This window comes from Rhodanobacter thiooxydans, assembly GCF_030291135.1.
In the GTDB taxonomy this organism is placed as follows: domain Bacteria; phylum Pseudomonadota; class Gammaproteobacteria; order Xanthomonadales; family Rhodanobacteraceae; genus Rhodanobacter; species Rhodanobacter thiooxydans_A.
In genome coordinates this window covers 642,921-662,008 of the sequence record NZ_CP127409.1, presented here as the reverse complement: position 1 = coordinate 662,008, position 19,088 = coordinate 642,921, and the positions used below count along the sequence as shown (strand labels likewise).

Sequence of the window (19,088 nt, the reverse complement as noted above, 5' to 3'; positions counted from 1 at the left end):
GCAAAACCGCAGGCGGCGATGTATCATGCCCGACTTCATTTATCTTTCTATCCGTACAAAGGGATATAAACCGCGATGTCCAACTACCTGTTCACCTCCGAATCGGTCTCCGAAGGCCATCCGGACAAAGTCGCCGACCAGATCTCCGACGCCGTGCTCGACGCGATCATCGCGCAGGACCCGCGCGCCCGCGTGGCCTGCGAAACCATGGTCAAGACCGGCGTGGCGATCGTCGCCGGCGAAATCACCACCGGCGCGTGGATCGATCTGGAGGCGATCACCCGCAAGGTGATCCTCGACATCGGCTACGACTCCAGCGACGTCGGCTTCGACGGCGCCACCTGCGGCGTGATCAACCTGATCGGCAAGCAGTCGCCGGACATCAACCAGGGCGTGGACCGCAAGAACCCGGAAGACCAGGGTGCCGGCGACCAGGGCCTGATGTTCGGCTACGCCACCAACGAGACGAAGGACTTCATGCCGGCGGCGATCTACTACTCGCACCGCCTGGTCGAGCAGCAGGCGAAAGTGCGCAAGCGGAAGAACTCGCCGCTGCCGTGGCTGCGCCCGGACGCCAAGAGCCAGGTCACCCTGCGCTACGAGAACGGCGTGGCCACTGCGATCGACGCCGTGGTGCTGTCGACCCAGCATGACCCGTCGGTCAAGCAGAAGGACCTGATCGAGGCGGTGCGCGAGCACATCCTCAAGCCCGTGCTGCCGGCCAAGCTGCTGCACAAGGCCACCAAGATCCACATCAACCCGACCGGCAAGTTCGTCATCGGCGGCCCGGTGGGCGACTGTGGCCTGACCGGCCGCAAGATCATCGTCGACACCTACGGCGGCTGGGCCCGTCATGGCGGCGGCGCGTTCTCCGGCAAGGACCCGTCCAAGGTCGACCGTTCGGCCGCCTATGCCGCGCGTTACGTGGCGAAGAACATCGTCGCCGCCGGCATCGCCGACCGCTGCGAGGTGCAGGTCAGCTACGCGATCGGCGTGGCGCATCCCACCTCGATCTCGGTCACCACCTTCGGCACCGGCAAGATCAGCGACGAGAAGATCGAGAAGCTGATCCGCAAGCACTTCGACCTGCGCCCGTACGGCATCCTGCAGATGCTCGACCTGATCCACCCGATGTACCAGCAGACCGCCAGCTACGGCCACTTCGGCCGCACCCCGCAGCTGGTCAAGGACGCCAACGGCAAGTCCTACACCACGTTCTCGTGGGAAAAGACCGACCGCGCCGAGGCGCTGCGCAAGGATGCGAAGCTGAAGTAAGTCGTTCCGCATGCTGCAGACGAACGGGCCGCCTTGCGCGGCCCGTTTCTTTTGCGACCATGATGACGCGAGCCGGGCCGCGGCTGCCGCTACAATAGGCGGATGTCCCTTATCCAACTGCAACGCGTCGACTTCAGTATCGGCGGCCCGCTCCTGCTCGAACATGTCGATCTGTCGATCGAGGCGAACGAGCGGGTCTGTATCGTCGGCCGCAACGGCGAAGGCAAATCCACCCTGATGAAGCTGATCGCCGGCGAGCTGCATGCCGACGACGGCGAGGTGCGCGTGCAGAACGGCATCGTGGTCGCGCGGATGGCGCAGGAAGTGCCGCACGGCACCGAAGGCAGCGTGTTCGATGTGGTCGCCGAGGGGCTGGGCGACCTGGGCCGGCTGCTGGCGCGTTATCACCACCTGCTCGATGCGGGCGATTTCGATGCGCTCGGCGACGTGCAGCACCAGATCGAGGCGCAGCACGGCTGGGACCTGGATCGCCGCGTCAGCGACGTGATCACCCAGCTGGAGCTGCCTGGCGAGGCCGACTTCGCCGCGTTGTCCGGCGGCATGAAGCGCCGCGTGCTGCTGGCCCAGGCGCTGGTGCGCAAGCCCGACGTGCTGCTGCTGGATGAGCCGACCAACCACCTCGACATCGAGGCGATCGGCTGGCTGGAAAGCTTCCTCAAGCAGTTCGCCGGCAGCATCATCTTCGTCACCCACGACCGCAGCTTCCTGCGCGCGCTGGCCACCCGCATCGTCGAGATCGACCGCGGTGCGCTGACCGACTGGCCCGGCGACTACGACAACTACCTGCGCCGGCGCGAGGAACGCCTGCACGCCGAAGCGCAGGCGAACGCGCTGTTCGACAAGAAGCTGGCGCAGGAAGAAGTGTGGATCCGCCAGGGCGTCAAGGCCCGGCGCACGCGCAACGAAGGCCGCGTGCGCGCGCTGAAGGCGCTGCGCAACGAGCGCGCCGAGCGGCGCAACCTCGGCGGCAACGTGAAGATGACCGCGGCCAACGCGCAGGCCTCGGGCAAGAAGGTGATCGACCTGCAACACGTACATCAGGCCTACGGCGGCCGCGTGCTGATCGACGACCTTTCCACCACCATCATGCGCGGCGACCGCATCGGCATCATCGGCCCGAACGGTGCCGGCAAGAGCACGCTGCTGAAGATCATGCTGGGCGAGCTCAAGCCACAGCGCGGCAGCGCGGAACTGGGCACCGGCATCCAGGTCGCCTACTTCGACCAGCACCGGCTGCAGCTCAACGATCAGCTCAATGCGCTGGACAATGTGGCCGAAGGCCGCGAGTACATCGAGCTCAACGGCCAACGCAAACACATCATCGGCTACCTGCAGGATTTCCTGTTCTCGCCCGAGCGTGCGCGCGCGCCGATCACCCGCCTGTCCGGCGGCGAGCGCAACCGCCTGCTGCTGGCCAAGCTGTTCGCCCAGCCGTCCAACCTGCTGGTGATGGACGAACCCACCAACGACCTCGACGTGGAAACACTCGAACTGCTGGAAGAACTGCTGACCGACTACCAGGGCACCCTGCTGCTGGTCTCGCATGACCGCGCCTTCCTCGACAACGTGGTTTCCAGCACGCTGGTGCTGGAAGGCGAAGGCCGCATCGGCGAATACGTGGGCGGCTACAGCGACTGGCTGCGCCAGCGGCCGGCACCGCGCAGTGCCGCCACTGCGGGCAAATCTCCCGCACCGGCCCCCGTTGCGCCGGCTGCACCGAAGCGCAAGCGCAGCTTCAAGGAACAGCACGAACTGGAACAGCTGCCGAAACGCATCGAGCAACTCGAAACCGATATCGCCGGCCGCACCGCCGCGATGAACGCACCGGCGTTTTTTCAGCAGGACAGCGCCACGATCGTCAAGGCGAACGAGGCACTGGTGGCGTTGCAGGCCGAACTCGACACGGCTTACGCGCGCTGGTCCGAACTGGACGGCTGATACTGTTCCGATACGCCATCGTCAGGCAGGTCGTCGGCGTATCATCGCTGGATTACTCTTGCGGATGATCGCCATGTACACGCTCTACTACGCCCCCGGCTCGGCCAACCTGCTGGTGCACCTGGCGCTGCTGGAAATCGGCGCGCCGCACGAGCTCAAGCGCATCGACATCGACAAGGGCGAGCAGCGCAGCGCGGCGTACCTGGCGGTCAACCCGAACGGCGTGGTGCCGACCCTGATGGTCGACGGCGTTCCGCACGGTGAAGCCGCGGCGCTGGCGATGCTGCTGGCCGAACGCCATCCCGAGGCGGCGCTGACGCCAGCCGCAGGGAGTGCCAAACGCGCCGACTACCTGCAGTGGATGCTGTACCTGGCCAACAACCTGCAGCCGCTGTTCCGCCAGTGGTTCTACCCCGGCGACCACCTGCCCGAAGGCGCCGACACGGTCAAGCAGGCGGCCCGCGCCGGCATCGAGAAGTGCTGGACGAAGCTCGACGCCCACCTTGCCGCGCATGGCCCGTATCTGCTGGGCGACCACTTCAGCGTGGTCGACCTGTACGCGCTGATGCTGATGCGCTGGTCGCGCAACATGCCGAAGCCGGCGACGGCATGGCCGCAGCTGGCGGCACTGGCTACGCGGCTGAAGGCACGGCCGTCGTGGAAGCAGGTCTGCGCGGCCGAAGGCTTGGTCGAGTGGGCCTGAGCCCATGAGCGATGCCCCCGGCACGGACGCCTGGGCCGTCTACCTGCTCGAATGTGCCGACGGCCGCGTCTACACCGGCATCGCCCGCGACCCCGAGCAGCGCTACGCGAAACACCTCAGCGGCAAGGGCGCCCGCTTCACCCGCTCCAACCCGCCGAAGCAATTGCTGGGCTGGATATGGGTCGCCAGCCGCGGCGAGGCGCTCAAGCTGGAGATCGCGTGGAAGCGGCTGCCACGCGAGGCACGCATCGCGGCCCTGCAAGCAAGCCTCAAATTGTAGGAGCGCACCCTGCACCCGGCTGGCGGTATCGCCGGAGGCATCAAGGCGAAACAGGTTTGCTTCGCTGCCCGGCTCGATCTGGGCCGGGCGACCCAGCGACAGCACCTGCCTGAGTTCGGCGATGCGGATGCGGCCGTTCACGGAAAGATCAGTGCGCACAATCGACCTGACTGATCCGCACCGACCGACCTTCGGCATCCGCAGGAACCAGCAGGTACGAGCCGACCCGACTGCTGCTGCGCAGTCCGTCTCCGTCGACCGAAAGATCACGACTGGCCGCAGGCAGGTTCAGCAGACGGGAGATCGTGACCTCCTTGCCTTCGTCCGTTGTCTGGACCCGGTAGACCGCCGCGTATTCCATGCCCATGTGTGACAGGCCGGTGATCACCCAGGCCGTGCGATCGGACAGCTTCAGCATGCCGCTGACGTTTCTTTCGAGCAGCACCTTCGACGGATCGCCGGCGCGCATCCATACCAGGTTGCCGCCAAACTCCCCGCGATCGCTTCCACTGAGCGTGCCGGCATGAAGATGCACCCTCATCGGAGCTCTCGTTGCCGACAGCAGCGGACAACTGGCCACCTGTCTGGCGAGCGGATTGTTCAAGAGCAGGTTGGCGAACCGGTTATCCGTCCTGTACAGCGACTCCAGCACCTTGGGGTTGCCCGCCTGCATGGCCGCGACGGCCTCATTGGCGGCACGCCGAACGTCGGCAAACCAGTGTGTCTGCGCGACCTGCTGCAGCGACGGAATGGCCGTCTCGTCGCCCAGCCGGACCTCGGCAAGAATCGCCGCAGCCACGACTTGCCAGTCGCGGTCCTCGAGCAACGGAAGCAAGGCCGAACTCACCGAACGGTTGCCGAGCAGGCCAAGCGCCTCTGCCGTCTGCACCCGCCATTGCCAAGAGGTGGACTTCAGATAGGGCAGCAGCCGTGGCGCCACCTGCCTGGCATCCCGTCCCATGCCAGCCAGCGCATCGAAACAACCCGCTGCACCGCTTTCGCCCGGTGCATCCGCGGACGGTGGTGGCACGCCGGAATCCGGCTTGAACGTGGCCTCGGTTCCGGGTAGCGGACAACTGGCCACAATCTCCTCCAGCACCGAAGGATCCAGCATTGAGCGCAAGGCGGAATGCGCCGCCTTGCGCAATCGCGGATCATCGTCATTGGCCAGGGCCCGGATCGCGGCGCCATGCTGGCGTGCCCGCATACCGAAGCTGGCAACGAGCAGCAGCGCCTGCTCCCGCTCGTCTGCGGGAAGCGAATGATTCGTCGATGCGTCGACCAGGGCGTGCAGCATCCGGTCCAGGGAAGCAGTATCGGCGGGGAACGAGGACTCAAACGACAGCGCAGCAGCAAGATTGTCGCGCGCCTCTCTGGTTGCGTGGACCATTCTGCGCAGCACCTGCGGCAATGCCGCAGGCATCGCTTCGGCGAGCACGAAACCTGCCTGGTTCATGGCCCCATCACGCTCGACAATCGGAATGACCACTTCCGCCGCCTGTTCTTGCGGGAACTTCGCCATGGCACGCACGATCCAGCCGCCACCGTTTTCCAGCGCAATCGCCCGCTTCAGCGCGGGCATGTCGGACGGCGACCACGCCGGCCAACCCGCCAGCAGGCAACCGGCGATGTCGTGTTCGGCCGGGTTCGAGGCATTGGCCACGGCCAGCAGGCGATGCCTGGCTTCCTCACCGTAGACTTCGAACTGTTCGCGCAAGGCGTCGCAGGACGGATACCACGCACCAGGCGTCAGCGTTGACGCGGCGGCATGAACCACTTGCATGCAGCGATCCAGGCTGGCGCATGGCGCTGCTGCCACCGGCGTCGCCTGCAGAAGTCCCAGCCACAAAAGCCATCCCTGCATGATGCCCCCAATCGAATGAATCAGCCGGTGTTCTGCAAACCTTGCGATACACCATTGACGCAGGCGACCAGGGCCTGCAGCACGGCATCGTCTTCGCCGCCGCCTGCGCGCCAGCGCTGCAGCAGGTCGACCTGCAGCAGGCTCATCGGATCGACATAGGGATTGCGCAGGCGGATCGAGGCGGCCAGGCGCGGCTCGCCCTGCAGCAGCGCATCGCTGCGCTTGAGTTGCAGCAGCCAGTGGCGGGTGCGCGCGAACTCGGCGCGGATCAGGCCGAAGAACTCCGCGTGCAGCGGGCCGGACAATTTCGAGAACGCTTCGGCGATGTCCAGGTCGCACTTGGCCAGCACCATCTCCACGTCATCCAGCAGGTTGGTGAAGAACGGCCAGTCGCGCGCCATCTCGGCCAGCGTTTCTTCGCCGAACTGCTGCGCGCCCTGCTCCAGCGCGCTGCCCAGGCCGTACCAGCCGGGCAGGATCGAGCGGCACTGGGTCCAGGCGAATACCCACGGGATCGCGCGCAGGTCCTGCACGCCGCGCATGCTGCGGCGGCTGGCCGGGCGCGAGCCCAGGGTCATCCGCTCGATCACGTCGACTGGCGTGGCGCTGCGGAAATAGTCGACGAATCCGTCGCGCTCGACGAAGGCGCGATAGCTCTGCCGGCTGGTCGCCGACAGCGTGTTCATCACTTCGCGCCAGCGCTCTTCGCGCGGTTCGTCTTCACGTGGACGCAAGCTGGCGCGCAGCACCGCACCCACGGTCTGCTCCAGGTTGCGCAGTGCCAGCGCACGGATGCCGTACTTGCGATGGATCACCTCGCCCTGTTCGGTCACCCGCAGCACGCCGGCCACCGCGCCGCGCGGCGAGGACATCAGCGCCGGCGTGATGCGCGCGCCGCCGCGGCTGGCCGAGCCGCCGCGGCCGTGGAAGAAGGCCAGGTGGATGCCGGCCGCGTTCGCCACCTCCAGCAGTTCCACCTGGGCGCGCTGCAGGCCCCAGCGCGAGGCCAGCGTGCCACCGTCCTTGCCGCTGTCGGAGTAGCCCAGCATCACCCACTGCTGGTCGCCGCGCGCGGCGAGGTGGCGGCGGTAGACCGGATCGTCGAGCAGCGCGCGCAACGTGGCCGGCGCGTTCTTCAGGTCGTCGACGGTCTCGAACAGCGGCGCGATGTTGAGCGGCACGTCGCCGGCCGCATCGACCAGGCCGCCACGCCGCGCCAGCGCCAAGACCGCCAGCACGTCGGCGGCCGAACGCGCCATGCTGATGATGTACAGGCCGGTGGCGTCGCGACCATGGCTGCGACGGCTGTCGCGCAAGGTGGCGAACACGGCCTGCAGCGACTCGGCATTCGCGTCGCTGCTGTGCGCAAACGCGGCTTGGCCGCTGGCGTAGGGGCGCAGCCGGTCGGCGCGTGCACTGCTGTCGCGGGTGGACCAGTCCGGATCGGCCAGCAGGGCCGCCAGCGCGTCATCGTGCACGCGCGAATCCTGCCGCACGTCGAGCCGCGCCAGGTGGAAGCCGAAACTGCGCACGCGGCACAGCAGGCGCTCCACCGCATAGGCGCCGGCGTGCACGCCGCGATGCTGCAACAGGCTGTCGGCGATCAGCTGCAGGTCGTCCAGCAATTCGTCACTGGACGGATAGCCGTCCGCAGATTCGTCACCGGTCAGCGCCAGCCGCGCGCCGACCAGCTGCAGCAGGCAGCGGTACGGCATGTCGGCATGGCGCGGACGGATCTGCGCCGCGGCGGCGGGAAAGCGTGTGCGGTAGTCTGCCAGCCGCACGCGCAGCGCCACCGAGGCGGCAACCCTCCCCTCGGTCTGGCTGAGCGATCGCGCCAGCGTGGCCACGTCCTCGCGGTAGCGCTCCAGCACCAGCGCGCGCTGCGAGTCGAGGCAGTCGGCGATGGTGTCGGCGCCCACGTTCGGGTTGCCGTCCATGTCGCCGCCGACCCAGCTGGCGAAGCGCAGCAGCCGCGGCAACCTGATTGCCACGCCGTAGGTCTGTTGCAGCGCCTGCGCCAGCGATTCGTACAGCGCCGGCACGATCCGGTACAGCGGGTTGGCCAGGTAGAAATCCACGTGCTCGCGTTCGTCCTGCACGCTGGGCCGCACCGGCGAGGCCTCGGCGGTCTGCCAGCCGGCGGACAGCGCCATGTAGATGCGGTCGTCGTCCTCCTGCCGCTCCTGCGGCGTGCGCTGCGGGTCGAAGCCGTCGATCAGCGAAGCGACGATCGCCTGTTCCTTCTCCAGCAGCGAGCGGCGCACCGCCTCGGTCGGGTGCGCGGTGAACACCGGCTCGATCCACAGCCGGTCGAGCCAGCCGACCAGTTCGTCGACGCCCACGCCCTCGGCCTTCAGCCGGCCCAGCACGTCGAGCAGCGATTCCGGCTGCGGCGCGCTGCCCTCGCGCTGATAGTCGCGGCGGCGGCGGATGCGGTGCACCCGCTCGGCCGTGTTCACCGCCTGGAAATAGGTGGCAAACGCGCGCGCCAGCGCCTCGGCGTCGTGGGCGTCGAGGCCAGCCAGCGAGGTAGCCAGGTCGTCGACCGAGGCGCCTTCGCGGCGACGGCGGATCGCGGCGGTACGTACCTGCTCGACCCGGTTGAAAAACGCGTCGCCACCCTGCTCGGCCAGCATCCGCCCGACCATCGCGCCGAGCCGGCTGACGTCCTCGCGCAGCGGGCCGTCGGGCGGCAGGAATTCGGGTTCGCGACTTTGTTCCACGCAGCTGCTCCAGGGCGGGCCAAGCCCCAGCGTAACCAATCCGGGCGCGGGGGACACCCAACCATGCGGCATAAGCTCATGTCTGCCGTTACAATGCCCCCTCTGTACTGCCCGCCGAGGGGCGCTGCGACCGTTGCCGTGAAGGCGGATCCCATCCGCAAAATCCCCACCTCCCGGTGCGGGCCCTTCACAAAAACGGCCAGGCTCGGCGCGGCACGTTCCACAACGGCGCCCGGTTGTTTTACGCGAGTCCCTTCGCAGCAGGCCGGCCATCCATGGCCGGATTCTTCGCAAGAGCCTCGCACTAACCGGAGATACGCATGAACGCCGCACTCAAAGAAAACCACCACGACTACAAGATTCGCGACCTGTCGCTGGCCGACTGGGGCCGCAAGGAACTGGACATCGCCGAGCACGAGATGCCGGGCCTGATGTCGATCCGCAAGAAGCACGCCGCCACCTTGCCGCTGAAGGGCGTGCGCGTGACCGGCTCGCTGCACATGACGATCCAGACCGCGGTGCTGATCGAGACGCTGAAGGACATCGGCGCCGACGTGCGCTGGGCCTCGTGCAACATCTTCTCGACCCAGGACCATGCCGCCGCCGCGATCGCCGCCACCGGCACACCGGTGTTCGCCTGGAAGGGCGAGACGCTGGAAGAGTACTGGGACTGCACGCTGGACGCGCTGTCCTTCCCCGACGGCAAGGGCGGCTTCCTCGGCCCGCAGCTGGTGGTCGACGACGGCGGCGACGTGACGCTCTTGATCCACAAGGGCTACGAGCTGGAGAACGGTTCGAAGTGGGTCGACGAGAAGGCGTCCTCGCACGAGGAGCAGGTCATCAAGAACCTGCTCAAGCGCGTGCACACCGAGCGCCCGGGCTACTGGCACACCGTGGTGAAGGACTGGAAGGGCGTCTCCGAGGAGACCACCACCGGCGTGCATCGCCTGTACCAGCTGGCCGAGGCGAAGTCGCTGCTGATCCCGGCGATCAACGTCAACGACTCGGTCACCAAGAGCAAGTTCGACAACCTGTACGGCTGCCGCGAGTCGCTGGCCGACGGCCTGAAGCGCGCGATGGACGTGATGCTGGCCGGCAAGGTCGCCGTGGTCTGCGGCTATGGCGACGTCGGCAAGGGCTGCGCGCATTCGCTGCGTGCCTACGGTTCGCGCGTGGTGGTCACCGAGATCGACCCGATCAACGCGCTGCAGGCGGCGATGGAAGGCTTCGAGGTCAACACGGTCGAGAGCACGCTGGGTCGCGGCGACATCTATGTCACCACCACCGGCAACAAGGACGTGCTGACGCTGGATCACCTGAAGGCGATGAAGGACCAGGCCATCGTCTGCAACATCGGCCACTTCGACAACGAGATCCAGGTCGACGCGCTGAACGCGATGGCCGGCGTCGAGAAGATCAACATCAAGCCGCAGGTGGACAAGTACGTGTTCAAGGACGGCCGCGCGATCTTCCTGCTGGCCGAAGGCCGCCTGGTCAACCTGGGCTGCGCCACCGGCCACCCGAGCTTCGTGATGTCCAACTCGTTCTCCAACCAGACGCTGGCGCAGATCGACCTGTGGGCGAACAAGGACAAGTACGAGGCCAAGGTCTACATCCTGCCGAAGAAGCTCGACGAGGAAGTCGCCCGCCTGCACCTGGAGAAGATCGGCGTGAAGCTGACCACGCTGACCAGGGAACAGGCTGGCTACCTCGGCGTGCCGGTGGAAGGCCCGTACAAGCCGGATCATTACCGCTACTGATTTGCCGGGAATGGAGAATCGGGAATGAGAGCCCGGTTCTCCCACATGACGGGGCGCAGCGATGCGCCCCGTTTTTTATGCGTGGGCCCGGAACTCCTCGCCCATCCTGCGGCCGACGCGGCAGCATCCCGTCCCGACCTACAATCTATCGCTTCATCGCGACACAAAGATATATACTCGCCGGCACCGCCACCAGGAACCCGTGCGATGCCGTCGATCAGCTTCGAATTCTTCCCGCCCAAGACCGACGAGCAGCGTGCGCAGCTGGACCGGGCGGCGCAGGTGCTGAAGGCGCACCGGCCGGACTACGCCTCGGTCACGTTCGGCGCCGGCGGCTCCACGCTCAGCTATACCGGCGATACCGTGGCGCGACTGCATGCGCAGCATGGGCTCAACGTGGCGCCGCACCTGTCGTGCATGGGCGGCACCCGGGCCGAGATCGCCGCGCTGCTGGACGGCTATCGCGCGGCAGGCTACCGGCGCATCGTGGCACTGCGTGGCGACATGCCTTCGGGCATGGCCACCGCGGGCGACTTCCGCTACGCCGCCGAGTTGGTGGCATTCATCCGCGAGCACTGCGGCGACCACTTCCACATCGAGGTGGCGGCGTACCCGGAAACCCATCCGCAGGCCGACGACGCGCTGCGCGACCTGCAGCATTTCAAGGCGAAGATCGACGCCGGCGCGAACGGCGCGATCACCCAGTACTTCTTCAACCCCGATGCGTATTTCCGCTTCGTCGACGACGTGCGCCGGCTGGGCGTCGAGGTGCCGATCGTGCCGGGGATCATGCCGATCACGAACTACAGCCAGCTGCGGCGCTTCTCCGAGATGTGCGGCGCGGAGATCCCGCGCTGGATCGCCAAGCGCATGCAGGCCCACGGCGACGACGCCGACGCGGTGCGCGCGCTTGGCGCCGAAGTGGTGGCGCAACTGTGTCGGCGCCTGCTCGACGGCGGCGCACCCGGGCTGCACTTCTATACGCTGAACCGGGCCCGTGCCACGCAGGCGGTACTGCAGCAACTTTCCTGATTCACTCGGCGGGTATGCTGGCGCGATGCACCGGTCGGCCATCCTGCCCTGCCTGATTCTGCTTGCCTGTACCGCGCCCGCCGCGGCGCAGACGCCGATCCATCGCTGCATTGGCGCGAGCGGCGGCGCCGTGTTCACCGACCAGCCCTGCGCGGCGCTGCAAGCCACTCCGGTCAACCCGAACGCTCCGTCCGCGCAGGCCACGTCACCGGCAGCGCCGTCGCCCGTCCTGTGCGCCGCCAGTCCCGACGAACTGCGCCGCAGCGTGATCGCCGCCTTCGCCAGTCGCGATGCCAACCGCATGGCCGGCCTGATGCTGTGGGACGGCTATGGTCGCGGCGTGGTGACCGCGGACATCCGCTCGCTGGCCGAACTGATGAAACAGCCGCTGCTCGACGTGGACCTCCCGGACGGCGCCGCGCCGGCCACCGCCAGCACCGGCATCCCGCCGATCACGGACACCCCGCCCGCGCCGCCGTCGGACGGCAACCAGCTGGTGCTGCATACCGCCGGCAACGACGGCAGCGGCAGCCCGCGCGAACTGCGCTTCGACCTCGTGCACCAGGCCGGCTGCCTGTGGCTGCGCAGCGCGGATTGACGCAGCCGTTGACGCCGACCCGGCGCCCAGCAGTTATCATGGGCGGTCCCCAATGGAGAATCGACATGGCCCAGCAATACCCCGAGTGGATCTGGCAGAACGGCAGCATCAAGCCCTGGGCCGAGGCGACCACCCACGTGATGTCGCACGCGCTGCACTACGGTTCGTCGGTGTTCGAGGGCATCCGCAGCTACGCCACGCCCGACGGCGCGGCGATCTTCCGCCTCACCGACCACCTGAACCGGCTGTACCAGTCGGCCAAGATCTACGACATGGCGCTGCCGTACACGGCCGACGAACTGGCCGCAGCCTGCCGCGAAGTGATCAAGAAGAACGGCCTGGGTGCTTCCTACCTGCGCCCGGTGGCGTATCGCGGACTGGGCGGCTTCGGTCTCTCCGCCGAGACCCCGATCGACATGGCCGTGGCCGCCTGGCCGATGGGCCCGTACCTCGGCGCCGAGGCGCTGCAGAACGGCATCGACGCCTGCGTGTCGAGCTGGCAGCGTTTCGCGCCGAACACCATCCCGGCCGGTGCCAAGGCCGGTGGCAACTACCTGTCCGGCCAGCTGATCGCGCGTGAAGCGCGCCGCCTGGGCTTCGGCGAGGGCATCGCGCTGGCCTCCACCGGCCTGCTCAGCGAAGGTGCCGGCGAGAACCTGTTCCTGGTCTTCGACGGCGTGCTGCACACCCCGCCGGCCAGCGCCTCGCTGCTCACCGGCATCACCCGCAACACGCTGATGACGCTGGCCCGCGAGGACGGCATCGACGTGGTCGAACGCGACATCCCGCGCGAATACCTGTACCTCGCCGAGGAAGTGCTGATGTGCGGCACCGCCGCCGAGATCACCCCGATCCGCTCGGTCGACGGCAAGCAGGTCGGCACCGGCAAGGCCGGCCGCGTGACCCTGCGCCTGCAGGAACTGTTCTTCGGCCTGTTCGACGGCCGCACCCACGACAAGTGGGGCTGGCTGGAGCAGGTGTGATGTGCTCCCTCCCCTGCACCGCAGGGGAGGGCTGGGGTGGGGTCGCTCTTCGCCAAGCCAACGTCAAAAGCGACCCCCTCCCGGCATCCCCCTGCTAGCAGGGGGAGGAGCGAAGCCGCTGTACTCCCTCCCCTGCATCGCAGGGGAGGGTCGGGGTGGGGTCGCTCTTGATCTTCGCTCCCGGCAAGCCCGGACAACCCCTCACCTGAAGGACTCCCTGCGGTCACCAACCTCCCCCATGGCAAGGGGAAGGAGCTCACGGCGTCAGCTGAACCTGATGCTGGCGATCGCACCGTTGGCATCGGCGCGCGGGCGCATCGAGACGTCCCAGCCGTAGAGTTCGCACAGCCGGCGCACGATCGCCAGGCCGAGGCCGGCGCCGCTGCCGCCAGCGCCTTCGCCGCGCACGCCGCGCTGGAACAGGCGCTCGGCGTCTTCCGGCTTGATCCCGGGGCCGGTGTCGATCACCTCGATGCGGCCGTCGCCCACTTCGACGCGCACGCTGCCTTCGAGCGTGTACTTGATCGCGTTGCCGACCAGGTTGGTCAGCGCCACCGACAGCACCGAGGCCGGCGCGTTGACGTTGACTGGCGCGTTGACGGCAAGGTCGATGGTCAGCGGCTTGCCACGCATCTGCGGGCGCTGGCTCTCGATCACGTCGGCGGCGACCTTGCCCACCTCGGTGGTTTCGCCGCGGGTCGGGCCACGCCGTTCGGCGCGTGACAGCAGCAGCAAGGCCTCGATCAGCTCGGTGGCCTGGCGCGAGGCACGCTCGATGCGCTTGAGGCGTTCGGCGAGTTTGGGCGTGAGGTCAGGCGAGCCCTGCAGCAATTCGGTGGTGCTGGCGATCACCGCCAGTGGCGTGCGCAGCTCATGGCTGACGTCGGAGTTGAACTCGCGGTCGCGCTCGACCATCGCGGTGAGCCGCGCTGAATATTCGTCCAGCGCGTGCGCCAGCTCGCCCACCTCGTCATCGGCGAAATGCGGTGCCAGCGGTTCGGCCTTGCCGGCCTTGCGGAAGTCGCGCAAGCGGTTGGCCAGCTCGCTGACCGGCTTCAGGACCTTGCGCGACAGCCACAAGCCGATCGCCAGCGACAACAGGCTGAACAGCAACACGGCGCCGACCAGCGACAGGATCAGCTGCTGCTTGCCCAGGTCCTCGCGGCTGATGTCGTAGATGACGAACGCGATCAGGCCGTATTTGCGGCTGACCGCCAGCTTGTAATGGCGTGGACGACCCGACTCGTCCACGTCCTTCATGTCGTAGACGCCGTTCGTCAGGTTCTGCCAGGCCAGCGGCGCCTTGTAGATCGTGCGGTCGCTCCACAGCCAGGCGTCGATCAGGTCGGATTTCAGCGGCAGGTCGGGGTGCAGGTGCTTGTTCTCGACCGCCTGGTCGACGTCGTGCTGCAACGCCGACACCACCAGCTGGTCTTCCACCTTCGCGCGCACGTACAGCGCGGCCACGGCAAACAGCGCGCTGAGGCCGAAGCCGAACAGCGCGAAGGAGACGATCAATCGAAAGCGAAGCTTACGCCTGGACTGCATCCGGCTCGACCATCCGATAGCCAATGCCGTGCCGCGTGTGGATCAACGGCTTGTCGAACGGTTTGTCGATCGCCGCACGCAGGCCGTGGATGTGCACGCGCAGCGAGTCGCTGTCCGGTAGTTCTTCGCCCCACACGCGCTGTTCCAGGTCCTGCCGGGTGACTACCGACGGGCTCGCTTCCATCAGCGCCTGCAGCAGCTTCAGGCCGATCGGGTTCAGCTGGATCGACTTGCCCTCGCGGTTCACCGTGAGCGTGTCCAAGTTGAAGGTGAGGTCAGCCACCTTCAGCACGCGGCTCTGCGGGCCCTTGCCGCGGCGCGCCAGCACTTCCAGCCGCGCGGCCAGCTCCTGCAGCGCGAACGGCTTGGTCATGTAGTCGTCGGCGCCGGACTCGAAGCCGGTCAGCTTCTGCTCCAGCGCGTCGCGCGCGGTCAGCATCAGGATCGGCGTCTGTTTGTGCGCCTCGTGGCGCAGCTTGCGCGCGACTTCCAGGCCGTCCATGCCGGGCAGGGTGAGATCGAGCACGATCACGTCGAAATCATGCACCACCGCCAGATGCAGGCCGGTCACGCCGTCACCCGCGAAATCGACCACGTTGCCCCGGTCTTCCAGATAATCGCCGATGTTGGTCGCGATATCGCTGTTGTCTTCGATCACCAGTACGCGCATGTGTCACTCCTGCGCAGCCGGCGCACGGGCCGGCTGTGGCTGCAAGCTTAACAATCTTGGGTGAAGCCGGCGCACCGGCCACGCCGTCAAACTGAATGGGGGGTCGCGCAGGCAATAAAAAGGCCCAGATGCGCGACTCGCCGTCGCCACCTGGGCCCAAGCTACTGCCCCGATACCATTGTCTGCCGTCACCGGGCCATTCAGGCCATCGTGCCGCAAAAAACAGTGAGTGCTTTATAGGGGGTCCGTGGTTACGGTGCGGTTAACCCGTTCTCGTCTGGCCACACTGCTCTCTTCGCGATGTCCAACGGGATGGTGCCACCCTTGCAAGCAGCAGCGCTCAGGCCTTGACAGGCTTGCGGCGCGGGCGGGACTCGGCGCACACCTCGCGGGCCTGCGCTTCCAGCAGGTCCATGATCGCGCCAGCCACGTCGACGCCGGTGGCTGCCTCGATGCCTTCCAGCCCCGGCGAGGCGTTCACTTCCAGCAGCAGCGGGCCGCGGTTCGAGCGCAGCAGGTCCACTCCGGCAATGCCCAGCCCCAGCGCAGCAGCAGCACGCACGGCGATGCGTTTCTCCTCGACGCTCAGCGTGGCCGCCATTGCGGTACCGCCGCGATGCAGGTTCGCGCGGAAATCGCCGGGGGTGGCGTCGCGCTGCATCGCCGCCACCACCTTCTTGCCGACCACGAAACAGCGCAGGTCGCTGCCCTTCGCCTCGGCCACGAACTCCTGCACCAGGAAGTTCGCGTACAGCCCGCGGAACGCCTCGATCACGCTCTGCGACGCGGCGCGCTTCTCGGCCAGCACCACGCCGGTGCCCTGGCTGCCCTCGTTGAGCTTGATCACGTGCGGCGGATCGCCGAGCAGGGCCAGCACGTCGTCGGTGTCGTCCGGGTTGTCGCCGAACACCGTTACCGGCATGTCGATGCCCTGCGCGGCAAGGATCTGCAGGCAGCGCAGCTTGTCGCGCGCGCGCAGCACCGCGTCGGACGGGTTCGGCGTGTACACGCCCATCATCTCCAGCTGGCGCAGCACCGCGGTGCCGTAGAACGTGCTGGTGGTGCCGATGCGCGGGATCACCGCGTCGATGTCGCGCACTTCCTTGCCCTTGTAGCGGATCGACGACGCACCTGGCGCGACGCGCACGTAGCAGCGCAACGGATCGAACACGCGCACCACGTGCCCGCGCACGCGCGCGGCCTCGACCAGGCGCTTGGTCGAATAGAGTCGGGTGTTGCGCGACAGGATCGCGATCTTCATGGGCTGGCCGTCATTGAAGGCCCATGGCCACCGCCAGTGGCCGCGGCTGGGTATAGGAGCGCGCCGGGTCCACCGCAAAGCGCCCATCCAGCGCACTGCGGCCCAGCAGCATCGGAAACAGCATATGCCGGCGATCGGTCAGGTTGATGTCGACGCTGAAGCGCTGCCCGGCCAGTTGCAGCTCACTGCGGATGAACCAGCGCTCGGTACGCCGGCCGCCGGTGTCGGTGACCGTGCGGCGGTCCAGCGCCGGCGCCTCGCAACGGATGTCGACCAGCTGGCGCCGCCCGACATGCAGGGTGAAACGCAGCCAGGTCGCGCCGTCGCGCTGGAACTCTTCGAGGGTGTCCACATGCAGCGAACTGCTGCGCGCGCCGGTATCGAGCTTGGCCTTGAGCACGCCGATACCCAGCTGCGGCAACGCCAGCCGCTCCCGCCAGCCGAGGGTGATCAGATCCGCCATATGGGTTCGGGGAGTCGCTCGGGGGACCGGGGATTGGAGCGGGTGAAGGGAATCGAACCCTCGTCAGTAGTCGGGTGAGGAGGTGGCCTCGCGGCCACCCCCTCCCCTAAGAACCGTACGTGAGACTTTCGCCTCATACGGCTCAAGCAGCCAAGAACTCGATCAGCACCCGCTGACAGAGCGGCAGCCTATCCCTTCGCACCACGCGCGTGCAACTGCGTATGACACGTCGGGTGGAGCAACTGCAGGTTGGACAGTTTGTCGGACCCACCATAGACCCTCCACACCACATGATGAACATTCCATCCTGTGGTCTTGGTGATCTTGGCGGAGCAGATTGGGCAGATGCCCTCCTGTCTGTTCCACAGCCAGTGCAACCTCCTGCGTCCTTGCAGAGTGGACCGCATCCGCCGAGTCAGTCGCTCGTCGAAGTAGGCCTCGTCCTTTGGGTCGTATGGGTTGGTGTCGGACCTAACCTTTACGTGTTTGACCATAGGAATCTTGGCCAAATGCATCAGGTTGGACATATCCGTCCGAAAGAGCCAGTCGCGGGAATCATCTCGACGGAAGTACCGCCGTTTGATCCAACGCTTGCCCTTCATGGGATGCCGACGCGTTGCCCATCGCCATAGCGCGCGCGTGATCTGGTAATCGAGCTTCGCAAACGTCCGTGATGCATGCACGATTTTGTGGTAGTTGGCCCATCCCCGGAGAATCGGGTTGAGGGCGAACACCACGTCGTCCTGCCTTGCACCTCGTAACTCGCGTAGCCGATCGCTGACCTTTGCGTAGAACGCCTTGGCGTTTCGTTTCGACGGGACAATGTTCAGAAATTTCTTGTGCCTCTGAACATGCCAGCCAAGGAAATCGAACCCCTCCGTCACGTGAGTGATTTTTGTCTTCTTTTCCGAGAGCACTAATCCGCGCTCGGATAGGAAACCCACGATCAGCGGCTTGACCTTGGCTTCCAAGACCTCCTTCGAGATCGCAGTCACCACAAAGTCGTCCGCATACCGGATGAAATTCACCTTGTCCCGGCGTGGGAGGCTGTCTTTCAACATCCGCTCCATGCCGTCCAACGCCAGGTTTGCCAAGCACGGGGAAATGATCCCGCCCTGTGGCGTACCTGCATCCGTCGGGAACAGTTTCCGACCCTCCACAAACCCGGCTTTGAGCCACTTCTCCAGCAAGCGCCGATCCATCGGCACGTTGCGCACCAGCCAGTCATGGCTGATGTTGTCGAAGCACGCTTTGATATCGCCCTCCAGTACCCATTGCGGCGAATGTTCTCGGCTCAGTGCGTTGTGGCACTGGGCGATGGCATCTGCCGTTGAGCGTCCGGAGCGAAAGCCGTACGAGTTGAGGTCACCTCGGGTTTCCGCGACAGGATCGAGTGCAAGCCAGTGCAGCGCCTGCATGGTTCGGTCCTTCATCGTCGGTATGCCCAAGGGCCTCTTCCCGCCGTTGGCTTTCGGGATGTGGATCCTGCGAAGTGGCTTGGGACGGTACCCGCGCGAATCCAGCGCTGATATCGCCTTCCACTTCTCCTTGGGTGTGGACCAAGTGAGGCCATCCACACCGGGGGTCTTCCGGCCTTGGTTCTCCGTAACTCGACGCACCGCGACTGCTCGTGCGGTAGTCGAGCGGACTAGCAACTTTTGCAACCGTTTCACGGCGCGCCAGTTTTCGTCCTTTGCTGCCTTCGCTATGCGTGCCTGCAACCTCCTGACGTGTTGGAACGCTTCGGCCCACGGGATCGTGTGCCACTGGTTCCAGCGCGCGGAGGCGACATCGCCAAGGGTATTGGCGTCCATATCAGTCCTCCAAAGTTGGAGCGGGTGAAGGGAATCGAACCCTCGTCAGTTGCTTGGGAAGCAACAGCTCTACCATTGAGCTACACCCGCCCATGACCCTTTGGGGATGGACGCCCCCCTGATGGGGGCGTCGCCCCATCGGGAGTTGGTTG

At 66.5% G+C, this 19,088-nt stretch carries 15 protein-coding genes, 1 tRNA gene and 1 riboswitch; of the genes, 8 read left to right on the top strand and 8 right to left on the bottom strand.

What is annotated here, in order from left to right:
* Positions 1 to 75: 75 nt before the first annotated feature.
* The 4 genes from metK to QQA13_RS02840 all read left to right on the top strand — a co-directional run bounded on the left by metK (position 76) and on the right by QQA13_RS02840 (position 4,217).
* Positions 76 to 1,275, top strand: coding sequence for a methionine adenosyltransferase (metK, locus tag QQA13_RS02855; protein WP_108471934.1), 1,200 nt, complete (start codon positions 76 to 78; stop codon positions 1,273 to 1,275).
* Positions 1,276 to 1,377: 102 nt separating this feature from the next.
* Positions 1,378 to 3,234, top strand: a complete 1,857-nt coding sequence (locus tag QQA13_RS02850; protein ID WP_108471935.1) for an ATP-binding cassette domain-containing protein — start codon at positions 1,378 to 1,380, stop codon at positions 3,232 to 3,234.
* A 73-nt stretch (positions 3,235 to 3,307) separates the two neighbouring features.
* On the top strand, positions 3,308 to 3,937 hold the full coding sequence (locus tag QQA13_RS02845) for a glutathione S-transferase family protein (RefSeq protein ID WP_108472009.1): 630 nt from the start codon (positions 3,308 to 3,310) through the stop codon (positions 3,935 to 3,937).
* A 4-nt stretch (positions 3,938 to 3,941) separates the two neighbouring features.
* On the top strand, positions 3,942 to 4,217 hold the full coding sequence (locus QQA13_RS02840; RefSeq protein ID WP_108471936.1) for a GIY-YIG nuclease family protein: 276 nt from the start codon (positions 3,942 to 3,944) through the stop codon (positions 4,215 to 4,217).
* Positions 4,218 to 4,365: 148 nt separating this feature from the next.
* Here the strand turns inward: QQA13_RS02840 and QQA13_RS02835 are convergent, their stop codons facing one another.
* Together QQA13_RS02835 and ppc are read right to left on the bottom strand one after the other, a co-directional pair.
* Positions 4,366 to 6,000 (bottom strand): HEAT repeat domain-containing protein, encoded by a 1,635-nt coding sequence (locus QQA13_RS02835; protein WP_159082196.1) that lies wholly within the window; start codon positions 5,998 to 6,000, stop codon positions 4,366 to 4,368.
* A gap of 101 nt (positions 6,001 to 6,101) precedes the next feature.
* Positions 6,102 to 8,807, bottom strand: coding sequence for a phosphoenolpyruvate carboxylase (gene ppc / locus QQA13_RS02830; protein WP_108471938.1), 2,706 nt, complete (start codon positions 8,805 to 8,807; stop codon positions 6,102 to 6,104).
* 110 nt (positions 8,808 to 8,917) lie between these two features.
* Positions 8,918 to 9,048: riboswitch (S-adenosyl-L-homocysteine riboswitch) on the top strand.
* Positions 9,049 to 9,127: 79 nt separating this feature from the next.
* Here ppc and ahcY point away from each other — a divergent pair.
* From ahcY to QQA13_RS02810, 4 genes are all read left to right on the top strand, one after another.
* The gene (gene ahcY, locus QQA13_RS02825; protein ID WP_108471939.1) at positions 9,128 to 10,567 is read left to right on the top strand and encodes an adenosylhomocysteinase; all 1,440 of its coding nucleotides are present in this window, start codon (positions 9,128 to 9,130) and stop codon (positions 10,565 to 10,567) included.
* Between the two features lie 207 nt (positions 10,568 to 10,774).
* Positions 10,775 to 11,599 carry a methylenetetrahydrofolate reductase [NAD(P)H] gene (gene metF, locus QQA13_RS02820; RefSeq protein ID WP_108471940.1) on the top strand — a complete coding sequence of 275 codons (825 nt, stop codon included), beginning with the start codon at positions 10,775 to 10,777 and terminating at the stop codon, positions 11,597 to 11,599.
* A gap of 25 nt (positions 11,600 to 11,624) precedes the next feature.
* Positions 11,625 to 12,197 (top strand): DUF4124 domain-containing protein, encoded by a 573-nt coding sequence (locus QQA13_RS02815; RefSeq protein ID WP_108471941.1) that lies wholly within the window; start codon positions 11,625 to 11,627, stop codon positions 12,195 to 12,197.
* A 65-nt stretch (positions 12,198 to 12,262) separates the two neighbouring features.
* Positions 12,263 to 13,180 (top strand): branched-chain amino acid transaminase, encoded by a 918-nt coding sequence (locus QQA13_RS02810; RefSeq protein ID WP_108471942.1) that lies wholly within the window; start codon positions 12,263 to 12,265, stop codon positions 13,178 to 13,180.
* Positions 13,181 to 13,444: 264 nt separating this feature from the next.
* Here QQA13_RS02810 and QQA13_RS02805 read toward each other — a convergent pair whose 3' ends face one another.
* The 6 genes from QQA13_RS02805 to QQA13_RS02780 form a co-directional block, all read right to left on the bottom strand.
* Positions 13,445 to 14,728, bottom strand: a complete 1,284-nt coding sequence (locus QQA13_RS02805) for a sensor histidine kinase (RefSeq protein ID WP_108471943.1) — start codon at positions 14,726 to 14,728, stop codon at positions 13,445 to 13,447.
* Positions 14,712 to 15,398, bottom strand: coding sequence for a response regulator transcription factor (locus QQA13_RS02800; protein ID WP_007509416.1), 687 nt, complete (start codon positions 15,396 to 15,398; stop codon positions 14,712 to 14,714). Before QQA13_RS02800 ends, QQA13_RS02805 begins: the two co-directional genes overlap by 17 nt.
* Before the next feature lie 340 nt (positions 15,399 to 15,738).
* Positions 15,739 to 16,659: a 30S ribosomal protein S6--L-glutamate ligase gene (rimK, locus tag QQA13_RS02795; RefSeq protein ID WP_108471944.1), complete on the bottom strand. Its 921-nt coding sequence runs from the start codon at positions 16,657 to 16,659 to the stop codon at positions 15,739 to 15,741.
* 10 nt (positions 16,660 to 16,669) lie between these two features.
* Positions 16,670 to 17,122, bottom strand: a complete 453-nt coding sequence (locus QQA13_RS02790; RefSeq protein ID WP_108471945.1) for an ATP-dependent zinc protease family protein — start codon at positions 17,120 to 17,122, stop codon at positions 16,670 to 16,672.
* 188 nt (positions 17,123 to 17,310) lie between these two features.
* Positions 17,311 to 18,936, bottom strand: a complete 1,626-nt coding sequence (ltrA, locus tag QQA13_RS02785) for a group II intron reverse transcriptase/maturase (RefSeq protein WP_108471946.1) — start codon at positions 18,934 to 18,936, stop codon at positions 17,311 to 17,313.
* A gap of 16 nt (positions 18,937 to 18,952) precedes the next feature.
* A tRNA-Gly gene (locus tag QQA13_RS02780) sits at positions 18,953 to 19,026 on the bottom strand.
* Positions 19,027 to 19,088: the final 62 nt, after the last annotated feature.

Bases quoted from the DNA above. Each gene is read 5' to 3' on its own strand.
- QQA13_RS02845 (WP_108472009.1), top strand. From the start codon at position 3,308: ATGTACACGCTCTACTACGCCCCCGGCTCGGCCAACCTGCTGGTGCAC.
- QQA13_RS02810 (WP_108471942.1), top strand. From the start codon at position 12,263: ATGGCCCAGCAATACCCCGAGTGGATCTGGCAGAACGGCAGCATCAAG.
- QQA13_RS02800 (WP_007509416.1), bottom strand. From the start codon at position 15,398: ATGCGCGTACTGGTGATCGAAGACAACAGCGATATCGCGACCAACATC.
- rimK (WP_108471944.1), bottom strand. From the start codon at position 16,659: ATGAAGATCGCGATCCTGTCGCGCAACACCCGACTCTATTCGACCAAG.
- ahcY (WP_108471939.1), top strand. From the start codon at position 9,128: ATGAACGCCGCACTCAAAGAAAACCACCACGACTACAAGATTCGCGAC.
- QQA13_RS02790 (WP_108471945.1), bottom strand. From the start codon at position 17,122: ATGGCGGATCTGATCACCCTCGGCTGGCGGGAGCGGCTGGCGTTGCCG.
- QQA13_RS02815 (WP_108471941.1), top strand. From the start codon at position 11,625: ATGCACCGGTCGGCCATCCTGCCCTGCCTGATTCTGCTTGCCTGTACC.
- QQA13_RS02840 (WP_108471936.1), top strand. From the start codon at position 3,942: ATGAGCGATGCCCCCGGCACGGACGCCTGGGCCGTCTACCTGCTCGAA.
- metK (WP_108471934.1), top strand. From the start codon at position 76: ATGTCCAACTACCTGTTCACCTCCGAATCGGTCTCCGAAGGCCATCCG.
- QQA13_RS02805 (WP_108471943.1), bottom strand. From the start codon at position 14,728: ATGCAGTCCAGGCGTAAGCTTCGCTTTCGATTGATCGTCTCCTTCGCG.
- QQA13_RS02850 (WP_108471935.1), top strand. From the start codon at position 1,378: ATGTCCCTTATCCAACTGCAACGCGTCGACTTCAGTATCGGCGGCCCG.
- QQA13_RS02835 (WP_159082196.1), bottom strand. From the start codon at position 6,000: ATGCAAGTGGTTCATGCCGCCGCGTCAACGCTGACGCCTGGTGCGTGG.
- metF (WP_108471940.1), top strand. From the start codon at position 10,775: ATGCCGTCGATCAGCTTCGAATTCTTCCCGCCCAAGACCGACGAGCAG.
- ltrA (WP_108471946.1), bottom strand. From the start codon at position 18,936: ATGGACGCCAATACCCTTGGCGATGTCGCCTCCGCGCGCTGGAACCAG.